The sequence below is a fragment of the Lactiplantibacillus modestisalitolerans genome, assembly GCF_005405425.1.
Taxonomy (GTDB): Bacteria; Bacillota; Bacilli; order Lactobacillales; family Lactobacillaceae; genus Lactiplantibacillus; species Lactiplantibacillus modestisalitolerans.
Window position 1 is genome coordinate 17,412 of record NZ_BJEA01000009.1, and the last position, 24,421, is coordinate 41,832.

At 51.3% G+C, this 24,421-nt stretch carries 13 protein-coding genes; 5 read left to right on the plus strand and 8 right to left on the minus strand.

All coding sequences use genetic code 11. The features are described from left to right. The first annotated feature begins 185 nt into the window (after window positions 1-185). A complete protein-coding gene (locus tag FFM79_RS05565) occupies window positions 186-10,424 on the plus strand; it encodes a mucin-binding protein (RefSeq protein ID WP_137642487.1) in 10,239 nt (3,412 codons plus the stop codon). A 177-nt stretch (window positions 10,425-10,601) separates the two neighbouring features. Here the strand turns inward: FFM79_RS05565 and FFM79_RS05570 are convergent, their stop codons facing one another. Next, window positions 10,602-11,618, minus strand: a complete 1,017-nt coding sequence (locus FFM79_RS05570; RefSeq protein ID WP_137642488.1) for an aldo/keto reductase — start codon at window positions 11,616-11,618, stop codon at window positions 10,602-10,604. Window positions 11,619-11,760: 142 nt separating this feature from the next. Between FFM79_RS05570 and FFM79_RS05575 the strand changes: the two genes are divergently transcribed. Further along, entirely contained in the window at window positions 11,761-12,132 is a 372-nt protein-coding gene (locus FFM79_RS05575; RefSeq protein ID WP_137642489.1) for a pyridoxamine 5'-phosphate oxidase family protein, read from the plus strand. Window positions 12,133-12,357: 225 nt separating this feature from the next. Here FFM79_RS05575 and FFM79_RS05580 read toward each other — a convergent pair whose 3' ends face one another. Continuing rightward, window positions 12,358-14,070, minus strand: coding sequence for an FAD-dependent oxidoreductase (locus FFM79_RS05580; protein WP_137642490.1), 1,713 nt, complete (start codon window positions 14,068-14,070; stop codon window positions 12,358-12,360). A 225-nt stretch (window positions 14,071-14,295) separates the two neighbouring features. On the opposite strand from FFM79_RS05580, the gene FFM79_RS05585 reads away from it, so the two are divergent. After that, window positions 14,296-15,225 carry a LysR family transcriptional regulator gene (locus FFM79_RS05585; RefSeq protein ID WP_137642491.1) on the plus strand — a complete coding sequence of 310 codons (930 nt, stop codon included), beginning with the start codon at window positions 14,296-14,298 and terminating at the stop codon, window positions 15,223-15,225. A 466-nt stretch (window positions 15,226-15,691) separates the two neighbouring features. Here FFM79_RS05585 and FFM79_RS05590 read toward each other — a convergent pair whose 3' ends face one another. The 5 genes from FFM79_RS05590 to FFM79_RS05610 form a co-directional block, all read right to left on the minus strand. Beyond that, complete coding sequence (locus FFM79_RS05590; RefSeq protein WP_137642492.1) at window positions 15,692-16,936, minus strand: MFS transporter; 1,245 nt, start codon at window positions 16,934-16,936, stop codon at window positions 15,692-15,694. Between the two features lie 2 nt (window positions 16,937-16,938). Next, entirely contained in the window at window positions 16,939-17,823 is an 885-nt protein-coding gene (gene aroE, locus FFM79_RS05595) for a shikimate dehydrogenase (protein ID WP_137642493.1), read from the minus strand. A gap of 21 nt (window positions 17,824-17,844) precedes the next feature. After that, on the minus strand, window positions 17,845-18,729 hold the full coding sequence (locus tag FFM79_RS05600; RefSeq protein WP_137642494.1) for a shikimate dehydrogenase: 885 nt from the start codon (window positions 18,727-18,729) through the stop codon (window positions 17,845-17,847). 194 nt (window positions 18,730-18,923) lie between these two features. Next, window positions 18,924-19,763 carry an SDR family NAD(P)-dependent oxidoreductase gene (locus FFM79_RS05605; RefSeq protein ID WP_137642495.1) on the minus strand — a complete coding sequence of 280 codons (840 nt, stop codon included), beginning with the start codon at window positions 19,761-19,763 and terminating at the stop codon, window positions 18,924-18,926. A 28-nt stretch (window positions 19,764-19,791) separates the two neighbouring features. Next, on the minus strand, window positions 19,792-20,643 hold the full coding sequence (locus tag FFM79_RS05610; RefSeq protein ID WP_137642496.1) for a sugar phosphate isomerase/epimerase family protein: 852 nt from the start codon (window positions 20,641-20,643) through the stop codon (window positions 19,792-19,794). A 228-nt stretch (window positions 20,644-20,871) separates the two neighbouring features. On the opposite strand from FFM79_RS05610, the gene FFM79_RS05615 reads away from it, so the two are divergent. Continuing rightward, window positions 20,872-21,777, plus strand: a complete 906-nt coding sequence (locus FFM79_RS05615; protein WP_137642497.1) for a LysR family transcriptional regulator — start codon at window positions 20,872-20,874, stop codon at window positions 21,775-21,777. A 229-nt stretch (window positions 21,778-22,006) separates the two neighbouring features. Further along, the gene (locus FFM79_RS05620; RefSeq protein ID WP_170177391.1) at window positions 22,007-23,233 is read left to right on the plus strand and encodes an MFS transporter; all 1,227 of its coding nucleotides are present in this window, start codon (window positions 22,007-22,009) and stop codon (window positions 23,231-23,233) included. A 379-nt stretch (window positions 23,234-23,612) separates the two neighbouring features. Here FFM79_RS05620 and FFM79_RS05625 read toward each other — a convergent pair whose 3' ends face one another. After that, window positions 23,613-24,413, minus strand: a complete 801-nt coding sequence (locus FFM79_RS05625; protein ID WP_225424388.1) for an alpha/beta hydrolase — start codon at window positions 24,411-24,413, stop codon at window positions 23,613-23,615. Window positions 24,414-24,421: the final 8 nt, after the last annotated feature.

Below are 24,421 nucleotides of genomic sequence, written 5' to 3' on the forward strand. Positions count from 1 at the left end.
CCTTTATTACTGACGCTGGCTAACAAAACCTTTATCGTTTTAATAATTTTATTTATATAGATAAATAATGTACGGCGCATTAAATTATGAAATTTATCATTAATAAGGTATATTAACTATACGAGCTAGTAATTATTCAAGTATTTATTTTCTAATCAACACCGTTCAATAAAGGGGGATGCACCATGCGTAGTAACGAGCAAATTAGACGTTATAAAATGTATAAAACACGTCGGGGTTGGCTCGTCGCGGGGATTACGGTCAGTTCACTAGGCTTTATGCTGACCCTTCCTAACCGGGAAATCACCGCTCAGGCGAGTGAGTCCGCAACTGTCAGCCAAACCAGTTCAACGGCTGCCGACCCGGCCAACACTGCAACTTTAAGCGCACCTAAGCAACCATCAGCTAACACAACTGTTAAAGAAGCTGTACAGCCGGGTGAGGCAACTACCAAGCCGGCTACGTCCACGAGCAACTTAACCACGGAAACGGCGCCTGTAAATTCTGGGGAAGTTACAGAAACCGCGCCGCAGTCGGTTGAAAGTCCAGTCACTGAAACACCAGATACGACTGAACAGCCAACTGAAGCTACAACTAAGCCCATTACTGAAGCCGCGACCGATGCACCGCTTGTTGATACACCAGCAGCTGCGGAACAACCGGGAGCAACTGAACCAACGACTGTGCCGAATGATGCATCTGCTGATGAACAAGCTCCGATTATCACGGACAAAACGTCGGCAACTACCAATCCAGAAGCGGCCTCCGCAACAGAAGTGCCAACGGAAACTGCAGACCCAATCGCTGAGACCATAACACCCGAAGTGGCGCCAACGATGCGGGCCGCCGCTAACGCAGAGCCGGTCACTGATGCTGTAAATGCAAGCGCTGACAGTGCACAAACCGGGGTGGTTATTAAGGATCCGAACGACTTGACGGATAACATTACTGGTCAGTCCAAGTTTAATATTCCAAAGGGTACCCAGCTTCAATACACCCTTGAGCATACCGATGCGAACGGTGTCAGTTCTGATTTGCGCGTTGTCGACGATTACAGCGCTAAATACCAAACGCAAGGCGCGGGCGTCTGGAGAGGACTGTCATACGCTAATAGTATCGCTTTAGATGCGAAGGGGGCCGATCCTAATTACGTTTATAGTGACGGCTCCCATCCATTCTACATTGACGAATGGATGCCAGACTACGCGTTCCAAACTTTCTTATGGCAAACTAGCTTTGACAAAAAGTACGCAACCATTAACGATTTCCGCGCTAACTTTACCAAGGCGGAACTGGCGACCGTTACCTCAATCTCTTCAAGCGATTCCAAGCAAACAACCGGGAGTAACTACGCACCAACCCAGTATTACTATGCTTTAATGGCTATGAAAACATTGGAAGGGCTTCAAAACGCCACTGCGTTAAAATCCATTTATATTTTTCCTAATATTATGGTCAGTCAGCAAGTTTTTGGAAGTGCCATGAAAAATGGTAACTTGTGGGATATTCGCGCGTTAGCGCCCTTACAAAATTTAGAGCGCGTTAGCATTTCACTAACATCGATTAACGACATTTCTGCACTCAGTAACAAAGAAACACTTAGAAATGTTGACCTTCCGTATAACCAAATTACGGATATTTCACCATTAGCAACGAACCCTAACTTAGACGTTTCTCAAGCTGCACTCAGTAACCAACACGTTTTACTTTCGCCAATTACACTGAATACCAAATTGGAAGCCGGTAAAAACGCGGCTGAAGGTGGCGTTTATACCTACACCACCCCGTCCTTCATTATTAAGGATCTCGTTGCCAATAACTTACCTGTTCAAGGATTTGATAATACCGCCGGCTCCCTCTACCCGTCACTATATCCATCCAGCTCAGATGCGGGGAACGTGAATGCCAACACGTTGACTTGGTATAACTTGTTGGCGGACTCCAGTACTAGGTACGGTACCATGTCCACTGTTTGGTCGGATACCAATACGAGTTTTGCCGGCTACGTTATTCAGCCTTACGCCCTATCCGTAAATGCGAGTGAAGTCGTGGTCAACATCGAACTGATTCAGCCAAACGGTGAACAGCTCACTTTGGCACCGGCAACGGTCGTTTCCGGTGAAGTTGGTGACGTCGTGGCGATTTTGACTAATCCAACCGTTGAGAGTCTCTTACAACAACAGTATTCCAAGGGCTATAAGCTTGATTTAACACTAGACGGTACCGGCCGTTATAGTGACTATTTAGCGGGTAACGGGCTCGCCAATATCGTTAGCAACTTGGAAACGGCCACTTTAACGGAAGCAACCCAGAATCTGACAATCATTTTTGGATTACCTTGGCAACTAACCGCCACTTACGGCACAAAGGATGCGGATGGCAATTTTATCGCCATTCCAGACGAAGCCGACGTCGTAGTTGACGCACTAGCGCATGACGAGGTCTCCCTTAATGAGTTTTCTCGTGACTTTCCTGACTACGTCTTCGTTGGCGTCGAGACCAGTGACGGCCACACCTGGACGGACGTCACCGGCGCGGAACTTATTCCGTTCTTAACGGCCAACCAAACGGTGCGTTTCATTTATCAAAACGCGTACCAGGCAACCGTCAACTTTTACGATGCCACCACGGAGACCGTCCTCAGTGAGCTGGACTACCAAACCTACCCAGAATTGCGCGGCGCGGTTGGGACGACCAGCACCTTCGACGCTACGACGTTAATTCAAGCGTACCTCGATCAGGGATACGTTCTTTTGGAAAACGCAACGGTAGACGCAAACGGTAACGGCGCGATTATCTTTGACGCCGCTGGTAAAGCTTATCGAATCAAGCTGGCTCACCGTTTTGACGCCGAAACGCAAGCCGTTATTGAAGACGTTACCTACGTTGATTTGAACGGCCAGTCAATGAGTACGTCCAAACGGCAAACCGCTCAGTTTGGAACCACGACCGACGCGGTAACTGGGGACCAAGTTAGCTACGTCAGCTTTTCGACGCACCCATTCGAATTAAATGAAGTGACTGGTCAACCGGATTCAGACAGCTGGGACCTTTATACCGATCCCGTTAGTTTTAGTGCCATCGTCCATCCAGAAATCCAGGGGGCCCACGTGCTTGCGGTTGAGGATGCTGCTGGTCAGTCAATCCCGGTAACGACACAGATTGCTGAACAATTAGTCTCCCCAACCACTGCCGATTTAGCGTTTACGGTCACTTACGCCCATGATTTTAATACGACGGCGAAAACCGTAACGCAAACGATTCATTATCGTGACTTGGCCGATCAGGAGGTCAGCTCCGATCATCAGCAGGGCGTTACCTTCCTAACCGTGACGGATTTATATAACAATGAAGTCACGTATTACTTCACTAATGAAGTTGGCGCGACCGTACCTGAACTAAACGACAACGGCCAGCCAGCCGACAAAGCCTGGAATCCTTACCAATTGGAAGACGTCGTCGCACTAGACGCGGTTATTAACCCGACGGTAGCGAATACCCACGTGATTGAAACTACGGACCCAGCCAACGATTTAACGCAAGTTACGGCACAATCAATTAAATTGGATTCAGCCGACTTAGAATTTATCGTCACTTACGCTCATGATTTTGAAATGAATACGAAGTCAGTTAAGGAAACGATTCAGTATATCGACTTAGATAAAAACATCGTCAGTCCGGAGCATGAACAAGGCGTTACCTTCTTAACCGTGACGGATTTATATAACGCCGAAATCACATACTACGTTGCTAATGGAATCAATGTGGCTGAACCTGAACTAAACGACAACGGTCAGCCAATCGACAAAGCATGGACAACGCATACAGCGGATGGAACCGTAGTGCTTGCTGCCGTGGCGAACCCAACAGTGAACAACGCTCACGTTATCGAAACGACGGACCCGGCGAACGATTTAGCTCAAGTCACGGCAAAATCTGTTAGTCGAGATTCAACTGATTTAGAATTTATCGTCACCTACGCTCATGATTTTGAAATGAATACGAAGTCAGTTAAGCAAACTATTCAGTATCGCGACTTAGATAAAAACATTGTCAGTCCAGATCATGAACAAGGCGTTACCTTCTTAACCGTGACAGATTTATATAACGACGAAGCAACGTATTACTTCACTAACGGAATCGACGTAGCTGAACCTGAGCTGAACAACGACGGTCAACCAACCGGCCAAGAATGGCAGCATTACCAAGATGGGAGTGCCATCGAGCTGGCAGCCATTGCTAACCCAACGGTAAACAACGCCCGCGTGATTGAAACGACGGACCCGGCCAACGATTTAACGCAAGTTACGGCACAATCAATTAAATTAGATTCAACCGATTTAGACTTTATCGTCACCTACGCTCACGATTTTGAAATGAATACGAAGTCAGTTAAGCAAACCATTCAGTATATCGACCTTAACGGTAAGCAAGTTAGTCCTGATTATCACCAAGGTGTCACTTTCTTAACCGTAACGGATTTATATAACAATGAAGTCACGTACTACGTCACTGATTCAATTGACGCGGTTGAACCTGAACTGAACAACAACGGCCAGCCAACCGATGATGCCTGGGTAACTCACCCGGTAGATGAAACCATCATACTCGCCGCCGTGGCGAACCCAACGGTGAACAACGCCCACGTGATTGAAACGACGGACCCGGCGAACGATTTAGCCCAAGTCACAGCAAAATCAATCAAATTAGATTCAGCCGACTTAGAATTTATCGTCACTTACGCTCATGATTTTGAAATGAATACGAAGTCAGTTAAGCAAACTATTCAGTATCGCGACTTAGATAAAAACATTGTCAGTCCAGATCATGAACAAGGCGTTACCTTCTTAACCGTGACGGATTTATATAATGACGAAGCAACGTATTACTTCACTAACGGAATCAACGTAGCTGAACCTCAGCTGAACAACGACGGTCAACCAACTGGCAAAAAATGGCAGCGCTACCAGGATGGGAGCGCCATCGAACTGGCGGCCATTGCACATCCGCAAGTTGCCAACCTTCACGTCATCTCAACTGATGATCCGGCCAGTGATTTAACGCAAATCGTAGGGAAAACAATAACACGACAAACAGAGCATCTAGATTTCGTCGTCACTTACGCTCATGATTTTGACGTCAAGACTAAGTCAGTCAAGCAAACCATTCAGTACCACGACTTAGATAACAATATTATCAGTCCTGATCATAAGCAAGGTGTCACTTTCCTAACCGTGACGGATTTATATAACAATAAGGTCACGTATTACTTCACTAATGAAATTGGCGCGACCGCACCTGAACTGAACGACAACGGTCAACCGACTGGCGAAGCTTGGACAGCTTACCAAGATGGGAGCGCCATTGAGCTGGCAGCCATTGCTAACCCAACGGTGAACAACGCCCGCGTGATTGAAACGACAGACCCGGCCAACGACTTAACGCAAGTTACGGCACAATCAATTAAATTGGATTCAGTCGATTTAGACTTTATCGTCACCTACGCTCATGATTTTGAAATGAATACGAAGTCAGTTAAGGAAACGATTCAGTATATCGACTTAGATAAAAACATCGTCAGTCCGGATCATGAACAAGGCGTTACCTTCTTAACCGTGACGAATTTATATAACAATGAAGTCACGTATTACTTCACTAATGAAGTTGGCGCGACCGCACCTGAACTGAACGACAATGGTCAACCGACTGGCGAAGATTGGACAGCTTACCAATTGGAAGACGTCGTCTCACTAGACGCAGTCACTAACCCAACGGTGAACAACGCTCACGTTATCGAAACGACGGATCCGGCGAACGATTTAACGCAAGTTACGGCACAATCGGTTAGTCTAGATTCAGCCGACTTAGAATTTATCGTCACTTACGCTCACGACTTTGACGTCAAAACTAAGTCTGTTAAGCAAACCATTCAATACCGCGACTTAGATAAAAACATTGTCAGTCCGGATTATGAACAAGGCGTTACCTTCCTAACCGTAACGGATTTATATAACAATAAGGTCACGTATTACTTCACTAATGAAGTTGGCGCGACCGTACCTGAACTGAACGACAACGGCCAGCCAATCGACAAAGCATGGGCAACGCATACAGCGGATGGAACCATAACGCTCGCCGCTGTGGCGAACCCAACTGTGGATAACGCTCACGTAATTAAAACTACGGATTCAGCCAACGATTTAACGCAAGTTACGGCGCAAACCGTTAATTTAACCTCAACTGATTCGGTATTTATCGTCACTTACGCTCACGATTTTGACGTCAAAACCAAGTCAGTCAAGCAAACCATTCAGTACCGCGACTTAGAGAAAAATATTGTCAGTCCTGATCATGAACAGGGCGTCACCTTCTTAACCGTAACGGATTTATATAACAATGAAGTCACGTACTACGTCACTAATGCAATTGACGCAGCCGCACCTGAACTGAACAACAATGGTCAGCCAATCGATGATGCCTGGGTAACTCACCCGGTAGATGAAACCATCATACTCGCCGCCGTGGCGAACCCAACGGTGAACAACGCCCACGTGATTGAAACGACGGACCCGGCGAACGATTTAGCCCAAGTCACAGCAAAATCAATCAAATTAGATTCAGCCGACTTAGAATTTATCGTCACTTACGCTCATGATTTCAAAACGCAGCTGAACACCGTTAACCAGACGATCAATTATCAGCAGTTGGACAAGAGTATCGCCGCGCAGCCGCACCGTAGCGCGTATACGTTCGCGCTGGTGACCGACACTTATAATCAGACGACGGCTCGTTACGTGATCAACCAAGCAACCACCAGCTTAGCGCTGGATAATCACGGGAAACCGCTAGCCGACGACTGGCGCGCTTATGACTTAAACAACGCGCTCACCTTTGATGAAGTGGCGCACCCCGTTATTGCTGGCACGCACGTCTTAACGGTCGTGGACGCTCAGGGGAACGTAATCGACGCCCCCACCGCCCTAGCGGCTCAGCCCGTTGATCCACAAACAGCGGATACTACGATTACCGTCACTTACGCACACGACTTTACCGTGGCTGCTAAGACGGTCGCCGAAACGATTCAATACCGCGACCTCGCGGGGGACCAATTAGCGGCTGATCAACGGCAAGGCGTCACCTTCATTACCGTTACTGACCAGTTTAACGGGGTTAAAACGTACTACGTCGCGGACGGCATGGACGTGACCCCACCCGAACTGGATGACTACGGTCAGCCAACGACGGCTAACTGGCAAAGTCACCAATTAGATGGTTCGGTTGAACTCGCCGCCGTGGCGCACCCGGTCATTAGCGGGGCCTACGTGATTACGACAACCGATCCAAGTGGTGACTTGACGCAGACGCCGGCGCAAACTGTCAGCTTGCAGACGCCGCCGTTCACGGTGACCGTCACCTACGCCCACGATTTTAACGTTGCGACCCACACCGTTCGCGAAACGGTCAACTACCGCGACTTAGACGGCCACGTGGTCGCTCCCGCGCACCATCAGGGACTGACCTTCGCCACCGTAACCGACCAGTATAATCAAAACGTCAGCTATTACGTGATTGACGGGCTCGACATGGCAGCACCGGAGCTCGATCAGCAGGGACAGTTGGTAACGGCGGACTGGCAAGCCTACCTTACCGGAGCCACCCTTGAACTGGGTGCGGTTACCCACCCACTTTTACCAGGGCGGGCCGTCCTCAAAACGAGTGATCCAAGTGGCAGCTTGACGCAGATTCCGGTTCAGCAAGTGACCAGCACCAGCGCCGATCTGGCGTTTACCGTCACTTACCAGCACCTGTTTACGACCACGGTCAAGCCGGTAACCATGACGATTAACTACCGCGACGGCCACGGCAACCCAATGGCCGCTGATAGCGTGCGCACGCTGACGTTTGCGACCGTGACCGACCAGGCGACGAACCAGGCGCTGACCTACGTTTACGCGGGTCTGGCCGGTGAACCGGCACTGGATGAAACGGGCCAACCGCAAGACGTTAGTTGGCAGTTAGTCGCCGACAACGGCGCGCAGTTTGAAGCCGTCGTTCATCCGCACGTTAACGGCGCCGTCGTTCAAGCAACGAGCGACCCCGCGGGCGATTTAACCCAATTAAGCGCCCAACCCGTAACGGCCACGAGTGGTGACTTAGCGTTTACCGTCACCTACGCCCATGAATTTGAAACCGCGTTGAAACACCTGACGCAAACGATTCATTACCGCGGTTTAGATGGCCGCCAAGTCGCGCCGGCGCACCAACAAGTGATCACGTTCGCCACCATTACGGACAAGTATAATCAGTTGGTTAGCGAATACGCTACCCGGGGCCGCGTGGAAGCCCCCGTGCTCAACGAATTTGGTCGCCCACTTGACGCGCAGTGGCAAAGTAGTGAACTGGACGCCCTCCTTCAGTTTATGCCGGTACTGCACCCAACCGTTACTGGTGCCTACGTTTATGCGAGTGACGAACCGGGCAACGATTTGACCCAGTTACCCGCTCAACTCGCTGACTCAACGATGGCGGCCAAGACCTTCAACGTCACCTACGCTTACCACTTTGACGTGCAAACCCGGCCGGTAACTGAAACCATTCACTACCGCAACTTAGATGGGACACCGATTGCGGCCGACCACCAGCAGACGGTCACCTTTGCCACGGTCACGAACCAGTACGACCATTCGGTGACCCACTACGTCGCTAACGGTGCCGTTGCCGCACCAAGTCTGGATGCCAATGGCCGTCCGGACAAGCAGTGGCGCGCGGCCGATGCAGCCGAACTAGCGGCCGTCACTAACCCGGTTATTGCCGGTACGCACGTCGTGGCGACCGACGACGCTGCTGGGGACTTAACCCAGGTCACTGCGCAACTGGTCACCCCAACTAGTGCCGACCTGACGTTTACGGTTAGCTACGCCCACGACTACCAGGTTGAAACCCGGGTGCTCACGCAAACCATCAATTACCGCGACCTGGCGGGCCAGCAACTGGCTGATGCGCACCAGCAGACGATCACCTTTGCGACCGTCACTGACCTGTTCAACCAGAACGTTCATCAGTACGCCGCTTTCGGGACCGTCGCCGCACCGCAACTCAATGAACTGGGACGACCAACCGATCCGCAGTGGCGCGACCTCGAATTGGACGACTTACTCCAATTTGCACCGGTAGCGCACCCAACGATCAAGGGCGCCACCGTTCATGCGACTGACGATCCGGATAACGACTTAACGCAAATTACGGCTAAGCCGGTGACGCCAACTACGCTGGACCGCGCCTTTAACGTGGATTACGCTTACGACTACGCCGTGGACTTGAACCAGGTTCACGAAACCATCAGCTTCCGCGACGTTACGGACCAGTTAATGGCGGCGCCCCACCGGCAAACGGTGACCTTTGCGACCGTCACGAACCAGCATAATCAGCAGGTCAGCACCTACGCTTATGCGGGGGCGGCCGAGCAGTTGACGTTGACCGCGGCCGGGCAACCCGTTCAAGCGGGCTGGCAACTCGTCACGCCCGAGACCGCCGTTCACTTTGAAGCCGTTCGCCTACCGCAAATTGACGGTGCCCGGGTCGTCGCGACGAGTGATCCGGCGGGTGACCTAACGCAGATTACGGCTCAGCGCGTTCACGCGACGAGCCCCGACTTGCAGTTTACGGTCACCTACGCCCATAATTTCAAGGTGACGCCGCAAACGGTCGTCGAAACGATTCACTACCGCGACACCGCGGGGCAAACGCTCGCGCCAAGTTACGAGCAGGCGCTAACCTTTATTCGGGTCACGGATCAGTATAATCAGCGAACCAGTAACTACTACCAGCGTGGAACGGTCGCGGCCCCGGCACTCGACCTAACCGGCCAACCGCAAGCAGCGGGCTGGCAACTGGTCACCGGGCCGGTTCAATTGGCCGCCGTGCCCCATCCAAGCGTTGCGGGGTACGTTGTCTCCGCGACAACCGATCCGGCTAACGATTTAACCACGACCACGGCGCAAAATGTAACCACTGACAGCGCCGATTTAACCATCGTCGTCACTTACGTTGCTGAGCAACCTGGTGGTGGTGAACAACCCGGTGGTGGTAATGAACCGGACGATAACCGCGAGCCCGAAACGCCACCAACCACGCCGCAGCCCCAACCGGAACCGCAGCCCGAACCAGAAAGCGATCCAGTGGTAACGACGCCGACTCCTCGGCCAACCGCGAAGCCAGCGCCACAGCCAGCAACCAAACCAATTGTGACGCCAACACCGGCAGCGCTAGTACAGGCCCCGGCAAAGGACGCGCCGGCTGAGCAGCCCGTGGCAACCACCCTGCCTCAGACTGACGAACGGACTTCCCGGGGAACGGTCACGGCGGGCTGGGCCCTGCTGACGACGCTACTGGCAGGACTAGGTTGGAAGCGTCGCGAACATTAATTTAACGCCCACCCCTTTTTGAACCATAACGGCCCCCAGCGCGAAACTGCGTTGGGGGCCGTTAACAATCAAATTATGTTTAAAATTTTCAACAAAAGTAGCTATTTTATGCTATGATGATTATAACTATTAGGTACAGCAGGTCGCCACTCGTTGGCGGCCTGTTTTTTTGCGCCGTTAACGCGCATCCCAGTCGATTTGCGGTTGCGCCGCTAAAATTTGCTCAATTTGGGCCAGTTCAGCGGCCGTGAAATCAAGGTGATTCAGCGCCTGCACGTTCGCCACGATTTGTTCAGGGCGGCTCGCACCAATTAACGCCGTCGCCACGACTGGTTGGCGTAGGTTCCAGGCTAGCGCCATTTGCGCTAAGCTCTGGCCCCGCTGGCGGGCCAGCGCGTTCAGCTTTTCAACCGTCGTCAGCGTTTGGGCGACTTGGTTGGCACTCAGAAACGGAATCGTCGCCTTACTGGCCCGCGAATCCGCCCGAATTCCCTTTAAATATTTATCCGTTAATAGCCCCTGGGATAAAGAACTAAAACTAACCGCCCCCAGTTGGGCTTTCGCTAGGGTTGGGAACAGGGTCGTCTCGACTTGGCGATTAAATAAATTATAACGGGGTTGATGAATCACGACCGGGGTGTGTAACTGCTTAAAAATTGCCAGCATCGCCGCCGTTTGCGGGCCGCTATAATTGGAAAGACCGATGTACAGCGCCTTACCGCTGCGAACTAACTGGTCGAGCGCGCCGGCCGTTTCTTCCGGCGCGGTGTTGGGATCCGGGCGGTGACTATAGAAAATATCAAAATAGTCGAGTCCGGTGCGCTGCAAACTCTGGTCAGCACTCGCGATAATACTCTTACGCGAACCCCAATCTCCGTACGGACCGGGCCACATCTTGTAGCCCGCCTTACTAGCAATTACGAGTTCGTCGCGGTACGGCCGCAAATCTTCGGCGAAGATCCGGCCAAAATTACGTTCGGCACTCCCCGGTTCCGGGCCGTAATTATTAGCTAAATCAAAGTAGGTAATCCCCAGGTCAAACGCCTGTCGAATCATTGCCCTTTGCGTCGCAAAATCATCATAATCACCAAAATTATTCCATAATCCTAACCCAATCGCCGACAACCGCAACCCACTGTTGCCGACCCGGTTATACTGCATCCGTGCGTATCGCTGCGGACTTGCCTGATACATTGACGCCACCATCCTTACTAAGGTCTTGCGTTTACGGTACCGCTTTCACCAACGGATTGCAACGCCCCTTTCAGCTCAATATTATGATAATATATAAGTAACGATATATTATCGTAATTTTAGTTCAAAGGAAGCGGATAGCATGGATCCAAAATTTTTAGCCGTAATCAAAGATAGCACCCCCGCTACCATCGTGACCGTCAACGGGCAACCCGCCCACGTCGTCAATACCTGGAGTCATTACATGGCCCTCGTTAACGACCAAAAGACGTTGCTGATTCCCGCTGCTGGGATGCACTCGATTGAAACGGATTTCGAACACGACCGGCAACTCACAATCGCCGTCGGCAGTTACAAGGTCGCCGGCACAACTGGCACGGGCTGCGGCTTTCACGTGCACGGGACCGGTGAATTCGTCACGTCCGGCCCTTACTGGGAACAGATGCACGCGAAGTTCGATTGGATTCGCGCGGTGCTCGTTGTGACGATTGATAATATTGAACAAAAAATTTAATTATAATTGCAAACCAGAGAGTGAGCCAAAAGTCGGTTAACCGTTAAGCGGATCTAGATGACTTTGGGAGTACGTTTCGGCTATTAACATAAGGCAACACCACTAGAGGCTGTGACATTAGTCACAGTCTCTAGTGGCGTTTTTGCATAAAAATAGTCAAAACGTGCTCGCGCCAGACTGGTCCTGCGGTTAGCTAGGCAATGCTCAATACCAACCCGCTTGGTTTCACACTCTTGCCTTCTCACTCGCCATCTTTCCTGCCACGTAACCCGAAGCAATCCCCCAGGTATTCATCATGCTCGGCATCGAGTCATGGCCGTTCGCCCCGCCGATCACTTCACCAGCACCGAAATAGTTAGCCACCGGCGTCCCCGCGTTCGTTAGGAGTTGTAGCGTCTGCGGGTCAACACTGTAGCCGCCCAGCGTAGTCGCGAAGCGGTCGCGTTGTTCAATCACGTAGAATAAATCGCCCTCAAACGCGTGCAGGTATTGCGGATCACGGTTGAAGTCGTCATCGTGACCAGCCCGAACGCTCGCCTCGTAACGCTTGACCGTCTGGGCTAACTGGTCGCCGTCAATCCCGGCTTGGCGGGCCACCGTTTGGAGGTCGCCCTTAACGAAGATTGGCCGCTGCTCCGGATGGTCAAAGTAGCCCTGAATTTCTTCGGCCGAGAAGTCGTGCAAGACCATTAATTGGTAAACTTGCTTCCAAGTACGGGCGTCCATCACGAGGTAGGCGACCTGCCCGTCCTGCTTCAAGATGGCGTCCCGAAACGTTGTGTAGACGTCGGATTCATTAACGATCCGCTTGCCATGAACGTTCACGTAAAGCGCGCCCATATCAGTGGCCTGCTTGGAGGCGTAAGTCGTCAGCTTGGCAGTGCCGGGCGCCACTTCCACGCCGTGCGGATAAATTTTGTACCAGTCAAGGTCGTGGGTCTTTAAGTCCAACGCCTGGTTAAACGCGTAGGCGTCGCCGGTCGACGTCGCTGGCCCGTAGTAGTCGATGCCCTGGCTTTCAGCCGTCCGCATCTTTTGGTTGGCCCCGTGACCGCCACTCGCCAAGACGACCGCTTGCGCCGTGATTTCAACGGTCTTTGCGTGCTGTTTAGCAACGACCCCGTTGAGCTGGTGCTGGTCATCAAAGGTCAGCGCTTCGACCCGCGTATCCAGTAAGAGCTGCCCACCCGCCGCGGTAAAGGCAGCGGCGACTTTTTGAATCAGCTCGTAACTACTTGCCGATGGTAGCTCAATTTGGCGAGTTACCGAATGTTCCGGGGTTTGCGTTTGGGCCTTTTGATACGGGAGGTTGGCGAATTGACTAATAAAATCCATCGCCGGCCCAATCTGGTGGACCATCAAATCGGTAAGCGCGGGCACGTTGGTATCTTTACTTTCACGCGCCACGTCGGCCGCGAGTTTAGCGGGCGTATCGCCCTGATCGCCGAGCACCCGCTTGGTTAGCTTGGAGCCGGTCGCCACCACGTTTGAGCCGTTCAAGATGGTCGCGCCACCCAGGTAGCCGTTCTTTTCAACCAGGGTCACTTGCCGGCCCTCTGTCAACGCCCGGCACGCCGCAACCAAGCCGGCTTCCCCGCCGCCAATTACCAGCACGTCGGTAGTTAAGCGTTGCGTTTCTGGTGCGGTTTGCGGCTGGGGAGCCGGCGTAATGTCCACGCCAGCGGCCGTAACGGCCTGATTCGCCGAGTCCAAAATGGCCCGGCTCATCACGGTCGCCCCACTAATGGCGTCCACGTCGAACGACTGATGACTAACCACGTCGTTTTTCAGCTGGTCGATCACCTGGTTAAAAATACCCGGCGTTTCCGAGTGGTTCAACACCTTTAAATCCGTAATGCGATTGTCAGCCACCGTTACTTGATAATCAATTTGGCCGTTCCGCCCCATGGCGTGGCCGGTTACTTCGCGTTTACTCATCTTTGTCACCCTTCCTAGTTCTACTAATGATAGCGATTACATTTACATTCAATCCGCATTCCGCACGGGTACCCGCATTATTCGTTAATTCAGGTCACCCAAACACTTTTTTGTTAATTTGTTACTTAATTCACTTGTCATGTTAGCAAATTAGTTTAATATAATAAATATAGACGATTCATTAAAACGATTAAATTCATTTATGAATAAAGGAGCAACATGGTCATGAACTTACGGCATTTAGCATTTTTCAAAGAACTCGCGCACACCCAGCACATGGCTAAAGCCGCCGAAAATCTTGGTATTTCGCAACCCTCCCTCAGTTACGCTATCAAACGGCTAGAAGCCGAGCTCGGGGTACCGTTATTTGAGGCGGACGGCCGCAATATCAAGTTAACTTCGATCGGCGCGATCTATTTAAAGTACGTTACGGCAACTTTAAACAATTTATCACAAGGTAACGACCTCGTTAAGCAATTAATGGACCCCGACCGCGGCCGGGTCAAGTTGGGTTTCACGTACACTCTCGGTCAACAACTGGTCCCCGAGCTAATTACCAACTTTCAAAAAGCCCCACAAAACGCAACCATCCAGTTTGAGCTTGGTCAGGGTAATTCCGGCGAGCTTTTGCAAGCGCTTGCCAACGAGCAGTACGACTTAGTCTTAGCCTCTAACGTGGAACGGCTCGGAACCCAACCAACCGCCCCGTTATTCAGCTTTGTCCCGCTCGTGCAACAGGAAATCGTCGCGGCGGTGCCCACCGGCCACCCGCTCACCCGTAAGGCGAAAGTCCGGGTCAAGGATTTGGCCGATTACCCGTTCATCTTGTTTTCTAAGAACAGCGGCTTACGACCGTTGATCGATAAAATTCTCGCGCGGGCCCATCTCCAACCCAAGGTGGCCTACGAGGTGGAAGAAGACCATACGATGGCCGGCTTTGTGCGCCACGGCTTAGGAATCGCGTTAATGCCGTACTTACCGTTGCTCGATCAAGACGAGGTGCAGTTGCTCCACCTAGAAAATCAGCCGTTGCAGCACCAGTTATACTTAATTATTCGTAAAAATGGTTTCGTGACCCCGTCGGTGCGGCGTTTTCAAGACTTTAGCCAGCGCTACTGTCAGGAGCACTATCGGGACCGCCAGCGGCTATTGTAGTGCTTGGGCGCGTCGTAGCGCCCTGCCAGCATCCAAACTGATCAGGAACTTAAACATCAAAACGAGAAGATTTGGGAATTATCCTAAAATCTTCTCGTTTTAGTTTGCTTACTACCGTGGCAGCCTAATTCAGATTCACCAGAAAACTCCACGCTAATTAACAGCGGGCCTTAAAAAAATTGGCAATTAAGGATGGCTACTAATTCTCAAGCACGCACTAATACTCGTTCTAATCAGTACAGTTCACTAATAGTGAACGGACTATCGAGCCGGTAGGGGCCTGTGACCATGGCTCAATGGCGAAGTTATTCTTTGCCGGGAGTGAATCTCTTCCGGCTTAGAATAAGACTCGTATTTGAGATCGTCGGTGCTTTTCCGAGGAGCTCAAATCGACGTCCGCCATGTTCCAGCCAACCGGTCACAGGCCCCTGCTGGCGGCAATTAACCGCACTACCATGTATTCTTGTTATTCGGTTTCAGCGACCACTTGATTTTCCTTACCGTGGCGTTTAACGATTAAGGCCAAGGCGACCCCGACTAAGGTGATGACCACGTTCATTAAGATGATCATCCGTGGTGCACCGGCCCCCGTCACCTTGGTGATGTAAGCAGCGACTGACAAAACGACGTAGTTAGCCACACTCGAGGCAATCATGACGAGTGACGTTGCCAACCCCTTGGCATCCGGGAAGAAGCCAATCGTGGTTGAGGTTGCGAGTTGCAAGACCCCACCGGCAGCGGCGTAGCCAATGACAAAGCTTCCGATGTACAGCATGACGGGTGTTTGAATGAAGTAGCACAGCAGTAACATCACAATTGAAATTGACGGGTAAAGCACCAAAATGGTGGTTTCCTTTAAGCCCATGTGAATCAGTTGGGCCGTCAATAGAACGGCAATGGCCGCTCCAACCGCGTAGAACGATTGCAGACTACTTGGATTTTTGACCCCGTAGCTCGCGCCTAATTCCTGGTTAGTGTTCAACCAAATCATGAAGGTGGCGGAACTCGTGAAGCCAATCAAGATGGAAGCAATGGCAGCCGCACTAAAGCGGTGCTTAGGTTTAGCTTCAGCCGTATCACTAGCGGTCGTTGCGGTTGGCGTTGCTTTAACCTGCTTAGGGAATGGTAAAAGCAAGACGAGAATCGCATCGACAATCATCAATACCCCACAGCCAATAAAAATGACCTTATAGGACAGGTGGGCGCTGGCAACGAGGCCGATAATGAATGGCAGCACGAACTGGGCAATCGTAATCGCGAACTTCGTAAACAGGTTCGCAATTGAGGCCGACTTCGGGAAAATTTCCATGACACTCGGTGAAACGCAGGTGTCCAAAAACGAGTTAGCAATCCCGTTAACGATTCCGACCGCGTACGCTAACCACATGCTGTGGACGCTAATCATGCCGAAGAAGAAGCCCGCGTACAGCACGATCCCAATCAGGCCACTAACCCGGCGGCCAACTTTATCGGAGACCGGCCCCGCAAACGGGTAGGCAATCAACCGACCTAGGCCGTACGCCGCAATGACGGAAACGACCATACTGACATCAACGACGCCACTGGATAAGGTTTTAGCCCCCCAGGCCGTCGCGAATTCAGTTTTGTATTGCCCCATGATCGATGACGCGATCCCTAGAATGAAGTAGGCGAAGTAGAGCGCCAACGCCGTCGGGTAAAACTTCCGGTTCGGATTAACTGTTTTGGCCATGATCACTGCCCCCCATCATCTGAAAAGAAGATCCGCGTCACGTCTTCGACCGGCATGTCCTTACCGGTATAGAGTTTGAAAGCGGCTGCCCCTTGCCAAACGAGCATGCCCTTGCCGCCAATGGTTTGGCTACCGTGAGCCGCCGCGTCGGCGAGCATCTTCGTCGTACCGGGGTTGTAGACCGTGTCGGTGACGACTAAGTCACTCCGAAAGACGCTTAAATCGTGAATGTTACTTTGGTCCACGTTGGGTGCCATGCCGGCTTTAGTGGCGTTGGCGAGGATGTCACTGGCCGCAATTGCGGCGTTGAGTGAGTCCTGGTCATTGATGTCGCCGACCGAAACCTTGCAGGTTGGCACTTTTTTCATGATTTTTTGGGCGGTCAGTTCGGCGTTCTTGTAAAAAGCATCCTTCGGGTTAAAAATATGGATCTCAACCGCACCCTCAAGGGCCATCTGAACCGAAATGGCGGTGGCCGCGCCGCCAGCACCGAGAACCGTTAGGCGTTTGCCCTTGGGTTCAACGCCGTGGTGCCGCAGGTTTTCAACGTAGCCGGCCCCGTCGGTATTATGACCGACTAGGACGCCATCATTATTGACGATCGTGTTAACCGCACCAATCAATTCGGCGGCTGGTGACAGTTCGTCGACTAACTTGGCGGCGGCTTCCTTGCACGGCATCGTGATGTTCGCGCCGCGCATATTTAGGACCCGCATTTTTTCAAGCGCCCGCGGCATTTCGTCCGCTTGGATGTCAAACGCGAGGTACGCGTCGTTGATCCCCGCCTGTTCAAAACTATAGTTATACATGGCTGGCGAGCCCGAATGGCCCACTGGAGAGCCAAAGAGCCCGAGCATCGTCGTGTGTCCATCAATCCGTGCTTCCATCGTTAAAGCTTCCTCTCTAAATTAGTGCTGTGCAGCCGCTTGCTTAGCTTCGTAAGCTTGGTATTCGTCAGTTGGCATGTCCTTCCCCGTGAAGAGCGTGTAAGCTGCGGCCCCTTGCCAGAGCAGCATGCCTTTACCAGGGGCGGTGACGCACCCAATGGCTTCGGCGTCTTCGATCAACTTGGTCTTCAACGGGTTGTAAACCGTATCCGCAACGACCAGGTCGGGCCGTAAGAAACTTGGATCGATTAAGGATTGACCATCTAACGGCTTCATCCCAACAATCGTGGCGTTGACCAAAATATCAGCACTTTCAATTTCTGCCTTTAATTTCGCTTGGTCCGCTAACGGGTAAACTTGAACGTCCACGTCGGGCTTAGCTTCTTTGATTTTAGCTTGGGTTTGTTCTGCATTCGCGTAAAATTCGTCGTCCTGGTTAAAGATGGCGATGGCTTTGGCACCGTCCAAAGCGCTTTGAACTTGGAGTGCCGTGGCCGCCCCACCGGCACCGATGACAACCAGCTTCTTGCCGGCCACGTCGACGCCGTGTTCCTTCAAGTTCCGGACAAAACCGATCCCGTCGGTAATGTGGCCGGTCAACTTACCGTTGTCATTAACGATCACGTTAATCGCGCCAATGATTTTAGCAGCGGGTGACAAGTCGTCGACTAACGTTGCGGCTACCGTTTTGCACGGCATCGTGACGTTGCTACCGCGAACTTTGAAGAGCCGCAATGCATCAATTGCTTGGGGCATCTGGTCCTTCTTAACGTCGAAGGCCATGTAGGCGTAGTCCAAGCCCTGGTGCTGGAAACTAAAGTTGTACATGGCGGGTGAACCCGAATGGCCCACTGGTGATCCTAATAAAGTAAATAGTCCGGTTGTTCCTGAAATCCGTTTTTCCATGTTCAAACACTCCTTCATTTTTTTGAAAAAAAGAGGCTGAGACGCTAGCCCCAGTCTCTTTTTCATCGACGCTCACGTCGAAACGTGTTCACGATGGCCGCCGGTTGCGGTTCCGCGGGACTTTTCCCCCGGTCGTCCGCCGACCTAGCGTCCACGGTGAGTCACGTAGGCACGCTTAATGATTTAATTAATTGTTATTTCTTTGCGGGTTGATGATGATCAATCGCGTATTGACGCCGGCCACCTGGCTTAGGAATCATGTCGGAAATCATCATGTTAATCCCACCATCAACGGTGACTTCGCCACCATTGGTGTAGTCGGAGCGGTCACTGGCCATGAACAAGACCGTGTTGGCAATGTCGTCCAAGGTCCCGATACGCCGGCTGGCAACCAGGCGCTTACGGCCGTTTTCAACGTTTGGATCACTGTAGAAGTTTTCAGAGAGCGGCGTCTTAACTAAGCAAGGTAAGACGCAGTTACTCCGAACCCCGAATTGACCCCATTCAGCAGCCATTTGCTTGGACATCATGTTGACCGCGGCTTTAGTGGTACTGTAAGCCCCACTGTAGGTTTCTGGATAACGGGAAGCAACCGTTGAAATGTGAACCATCGTCCCGTGCTTTTGTTGAATCATCACGCGGCCGAAGCGTTGTGACATCAAGAAGTAACCGGTCAAGTTAACGTTCAAGGCGGTCTTCCATTCGTCTAGGCGTAAGTCTTCTAATGGTGAGAACCGTAAGATGGCGGCGGTGTTAACTAAAACATCGATCTTACCAAACTTGTCGGTGACGGCTTTCACAGCCGCATCAACTTCCGCTTCATCAGTCGTGTTGCATTGAACAGCCAGCGTTTCAACGCCATATTCGCTACTTAGTTGCTTGGCATAAGCTTCGGTCTTGTCCTTGATCAAATCGATCAAAACCACGTTTGCGCCTTGTTTAGCAAATTCTTCACTGAACTTGGTACCCATACCACCAACGGCACCCGTAATTGCAACAACTTTTCCTTTTAATCCTAACCAATCGTTAGCCATGTTTATCGCTCCTCCTAATCAAATCAAACTAAGCGTTTACCTTGTCAGTTAAAATTTCTGGCCAGGCCTCTTTTAAGACTGAAACCGTTTGCTTGTAAGTGTAATCCGCAACGTAATCGATGCCCTTAGCCATGTACTGATCGGAAATAACTTCGACCCCGATGACCTTTGGATCAACGCCCGCGTCCTTAATCATCTTAACGAAGCCGGCCGTGTCTAAGTCACCAGCACCTGGTGCTAAGCGGTCGTGCATGGATTCGTCACGTAAGATCGACTTAGCATATGGCCGGGTGTAAGCGTCATCAATTTGGATTGAAATAACGCGCTTGGCTTGTTCCTTCGTTAATAAGTCGTATGGTTGACCCGCGCGAACCCAGTGCCACATATCTAATAACATGTAGACGTTATCGCAGTTGGCTTGTTGCATGATCTTCCAAGTCTTATCCAAGTTTGGTAGACCACTGTATGGCATTGGTTCGAGGGCGATGATCAAATCGCCGGCTCGTGAAGCTAATTCTTGTAACTTCTTGGCAGTGTATTCAATGGAATAGTCTTCCATTAAGCCGGTGTTGATGTGCTTAACACCGAAGAGTTCGCACATGTGGAAACAAGTTTGTTCCTTGTATTTTTGTTCATATGAGCGTTCAGGTTCGCACCACTGAACAATATATTCAACTTCGGTACACCGAATGTTGTACTTCTTTAAGATGGCGAGGATGTCGTCATCGGTTAAGCCTTCGTTCAATGCATCAACGTAAGTTTCAGCCCGTAAACCGATGCCGTCGTAACCAGCTTCACTAGCCGCTTTGCACCGATCTTCGAACGTGCACTTGTCGCCTAAAGTCCAGGAACTAACAGTAATTGGATGTGATTGTGTCATGATTAATTCCTCCGTAAGTTTTGTGGATACTGAAACACGCATGCTTTGTGATTCACATAATTTATTTAATAAGTTCAATCTAACCGCTTTCAGCTGAAAGTTCCAATTGCTTTTAGTTGACAATATTCATAGCTAAAAGTTATGAATTCTGCTATATTAGTAATGAAACCGGTGCCGCGCGCAATTTTCAACGGGTGCTGATCAACCGCCAAGGAGGATAATTTAATTATGAATCTCGATCATTTACGTTATTTTGTGGCCCTATCACATACGGAAAATTATACTCAAACCGCCAAGTTGTTACACATTACACAACCAAGTTTAACGAAGGCCATCCATTCATTAGAAGCTGAACTGAACGTCGACCTGTTCAAAAAACAGGGCCGCCGGGTCAGCTTAACTGCCGCCGGTCGGGTCTTCGCCAACGACGTGGAATCCTCGTTATTACTATTAGATAAAAGTATTACCAACGTTCAAAGTTTCAACCAGAAAAAAACGCTGATCCGATTAGCCGCCCTCCGCACTCTAACAATTAAGTGGTTGCCCGACATGGTTCAACGCTACCTTCAAACCGGACCAAGCTCCGCCGTTCAGTTTCAGTTCAATACGGATACCGGCCTCTCCCCCGACATCTTAGACGGGCTCCGTAACCACCTTTACGACGTTGCCTTCTGTTCACGGTTAGAAAACTACGCCGACCTCGACTTCTTCCCGGTCGCTGAACAAACGATGGTTTGCATCACTCCCACCAACCATCCGCTCGCCAACCGTTCCAGCATCTCGCTCGCTGAAACCCTGCCCTATCCCCAAGTCACCTTCTCTGAACGGAGCGGCTTATACCACATCCTCAAACGCCTGTTTAACGATTGCGGCGGCCAGCCCATTAGCGCCTATAACGTTGAAGAGGACCAGGCCATCGCCGGTTTAGTTGCCAACGGTTTCGGGATTGCGGTCGTGCCGAACATGTCAATTTTGCAAGGAATGCCGGTCAAAATCATTCCCCTCTCGTTTCCAAACTGGCAGCGAATTCTCTACATGGCAACCTTGAAACAAGGTGCCCTGAACCCCGCCATCGCTCAATTTACCAATTTTGTCCGTGGACAAAGCGAACAGCTTTCCGTTAACAACATTTAATTCATAGCTTCAGGTTATCAATAATATGTAAAGACGCTATTAGACAGCGCCGGTCAGGGTGTTAAAATTTGAAGTGAATCAAAGTTTGTGAAAATAAATTCAATCATTCATTTTATTTTATGAAATCGGCAATATCAATAGACAAACCTGATTAATCATTATTTAAGCCACTTGATGTAAGCGGTTAATTAACCAAGATTGTGAAATTAAAGAATAGGCGGTGTTCCAAATGGAGATCAAGCAAAAACAACCCCTCACCCTGACAAGCAAGCGCTACGTTCCCCTGGCTGCCGGGATTTACATCAACTATGCGATTCTCGGCATGGCAACCATCATCGTATCGCAGTACGGTACCCAGTTTCAGGCCCTCTGGCACACCAACGTCAAGGGAATCTCGACCGTTATCGCGATGATTGGGATTGGCCGCTTACTAACGATTTTATTAGCTGGTTACCTCTCCGACCGCCTCGGCCGTAAAACGACCATGCTGATTGGGATGGGCGCCCAAATCCTATTTCTATTGGGGCTCTTCTTTAGTCCGAACCTAATTAGCGCCTGCATTGCCGCACTCTTCATGGGGGCGACCAACTCATTTGGTGATACCGCCAGCTATCCGGCCCTGACCGACGCCTTCGAAACCCACGCCGCCAGCATGAATTCGCTGGTCAAGGCGGCCATGTCACTCGCCCAGTTCGTCCTGCCGTTCATCGTGGCCGCGCAACCCAATTCACGGGTCACACTCATGGCGATGGTCGTTATCATGGTTCTCGACATCGCGTTAATTTTCTTCGCTAAGTTTGCAACCCAGGGGCAACCGAAAACGGCGCCAACGAAGCCAACTGCCGCCGCAACGGTTGAAAAAACGACCGGACCGCAACCCTCCATGCTCATTGACGGCAGCCTGCTAATCATCGTCGGCTTTACGTTATCGTTTACGTTCTACATTTTCTCGCAGTATGCCCCGAACTTTGGCGCTACCGTTTTAAAGTTAGGTGCCAATAGCGCGAAGTCTCTGATTTCGTGGTACGCAATGGCATCACTGGTCTCCGTCTTCATTACGTCGTCACTCGTCACAAAAGTTAAACCAATCAAATTGATTTTCGTTTATACGCTAATTTCATTCTTAGCCCTACTCCAAATGGTCGTCCTGCCAAGCGCTGAAGGTGCCCGGATTACGGCGATTGCGATTGGGTTCTTTGCCGCTGGCGGCATTTGGCAATTGGGCTTGACCCTACTCAGCCAGTACTTCCCAGCTGAAAAGGGCAAGGTCACCGGCTACTACAGCTTTGCCACCGCGCTGACCTTCTTCGTCGGGCCGCTAGTTTCCAGTTTCATTATCGACGACACCGCCGCTAGCGTGTTGCGGGTTTTCCAAATCGATACCGGCGTGACCCTCCTTAGTCTGGTGATCGTTATCGTGTTGATGATTCGGAACCGGCGTTTTGCAACGCGTTAATTTAAATAATATGAACGGCCGCTCCCTGAGAATGCTCGTGGGCGGCCGTTTTGACTTTTGTTTTTATTGATGGAGCGTGTTCGGGCCAGCTGACGCCTGTGCCTACTACGCTAAGACCACAATGCCCAAAACCGGCATCATGGTGCTCCTTTGCTTTATAGCCGAAACGTGTGAGACCAAGCTGCCCCCTGCGCTTGCTACGCTAAGAACACGATGCCAAACCCGGGCATCATGGTGCTTTCCTGCCTTATAGTCGAAACGTGTTCGGGCCAGCTGATGCCTGTGCCTACTACGCTAAGACCACAATGCCAAAAACCGGCATCATGGTCTTAGCTAGGTAGCGCTCGACATCAACCCGCTGGCCCTCACACTCTATTTTTCACACTCTTGCCCATCTCCCTCTCACCAACCAATGCATCGCACTCGGCAACTGCTCATTCCACAACCGCCAATCATGCCAGCCCGACTGCTCCTGATACGTAAAGCGAGCCCCCAACTGACTTTCCAGCTCCGGCCGCCACTCCCTGATCATCGGACCCAAAAAGTCACGCGTTCCAGTTGCCACCAACACCCGCAACGCACTCGTCGCCGGCACCTGCTTCAACAACCACCGCACGTCCGCCGCCGTAGCCGTTAAATGCTGCGGGTTAAAATTCAAATCAAAATCCGGTATCAACTTCACCTGTTCCTGTCGAAAACGAGCTAAATCCGTCACCGGCGACAACGCCGCCACCGCCGCAAATTGCTCCGGCATCGTCAGCGCCCAGCGCAACGCGCCGTAACCGCCCATCGACTGCCCCATAACGTAGTTTTCCTGCGGGTCAGCACTCAGCGGAAACACATAGCGCATCCGCTGTGGCAACTCGGTCGTTAAGTAGGTCCAGTAATCCAAACCGTGGACCATGTCGGTGTAAAAGCCCCGTCCCGTCTGCGGCATCACCACCGCAACCCGGTACTGGTCCGCTAGCGACTCGATCGTCGAACGCCGCAGCCAACTCAAAGCGTCGCCGCCTAAACCGTGCAACAACCACACCGTCGGTAACGGTTGTGGTCCCCGGACGTAGCGCGCCGGAATTTGACCATCCAGTCCCCGCGGTTCCGGCAAAATCACCTCGACCTGCGTGGGCTGCCGCAACACGTTCGAATAAAAATTATTATGATGAACCGACATCCGTTCCATCCCTCTCA

What these genes read in the sequence shown, in the direction of transcription:
- FFM79_RS05565 (WP_137642487.1), top strand. Translation starts at nt 186, where the DNA reads ATGCGTAGTAACGAGCAAATTAGACGTTATAAAATGTATAAAACACGT.
- FFM79_RS05570 (WP_137642488.1), bottom strand. Translation starts at nt 11,618, where the DNA reads ATGTATCAGGCAAGTCCGCAGCGATACGCACGGATGCAGTATAACCGG.
- FFM79_RS05575 (WP_137642489.1), top strand. Translation starts at nt 11,761, where the DNA reads ATGGATCCAAAATTTTTAGCCGTAATCAAAGATAGCACCCCCGCTACC.
- FFM79_RS05580 (WP_137642490.1), bottom strand. Translation starts at nt 14,070, where the DNA reads ATGAGTAAACGCGAAGTAACCGGCCACGCCATGGGGCGGAACGGCCAA.
- FFM79_RS05585 (WP_137642491.1), top strand. Translation starts at nt 14,296, where the DNA reads ATGAACTTACGGCATTTAGCATTTTTCAAAGAACTCGCGCACACCCAG.
- FFM79_RS05590 (WP_137642492.1), bottom strand. Translation starts at nt 16,936, where the DNA reads ATGGCCAAAACAGTTAATCCGAACCGGAAGTTTTACCCGACGGCGTTG.
- aroE (WP_137642493.1), bottom strand. Translation starts at nt 17,823, where the DNA reads ATGGAAGCACGGATTGATGGACACACGACGATGCTCGGGCTCTTTGGC.
- FFM79_RS05600 (WP_137642494.1), bottom strand. Translation starts at nt 18,729, where the DNA reads ATGGAAAAACGGATTTCAGGAACAACCGGACTATTTACTTTATTAGGA.
- FFM79_RS05605 (WP_137642495.1), bottom strand. Translation starts at nt 19,763, where the DNA reads ATGGCTAACGATTGGTTAGGATTAAAAGGAAAAGTTGTTGCAATTACG.
- FFM79_RS05610 (WP_137642496.1), bottom strand. Translation starts at nt 20,643, where the DNA reads ATGACACAATCACATCCAATTACTGTTAGTTCCTGGACTTTAGGCGAC.
- FFM79_RS05615 (WP_137642497.1), top strand. Translation starts at nt 20,872, where the DNA reads ATGAATCTCGATCATTTACGTTATTTTGTGGCCCTATCACATACGGAA.
- FFM79_RS05620 (WP_170177391.1), top strand. Translation starts at nt 22,007, where the DNA reads ATGGAGATCAAGCAAAAACAACCCCTCACCCTGACAAGCAAGCGCTAC.
- FFM79_RS05625 (WP_225424388.1), bottom strand. Translation starts at nt 24,413, where the DNA reads ATGGAACGGATGTCGGTTCATCATAATAATTTTTATTCGAACGTGTTG.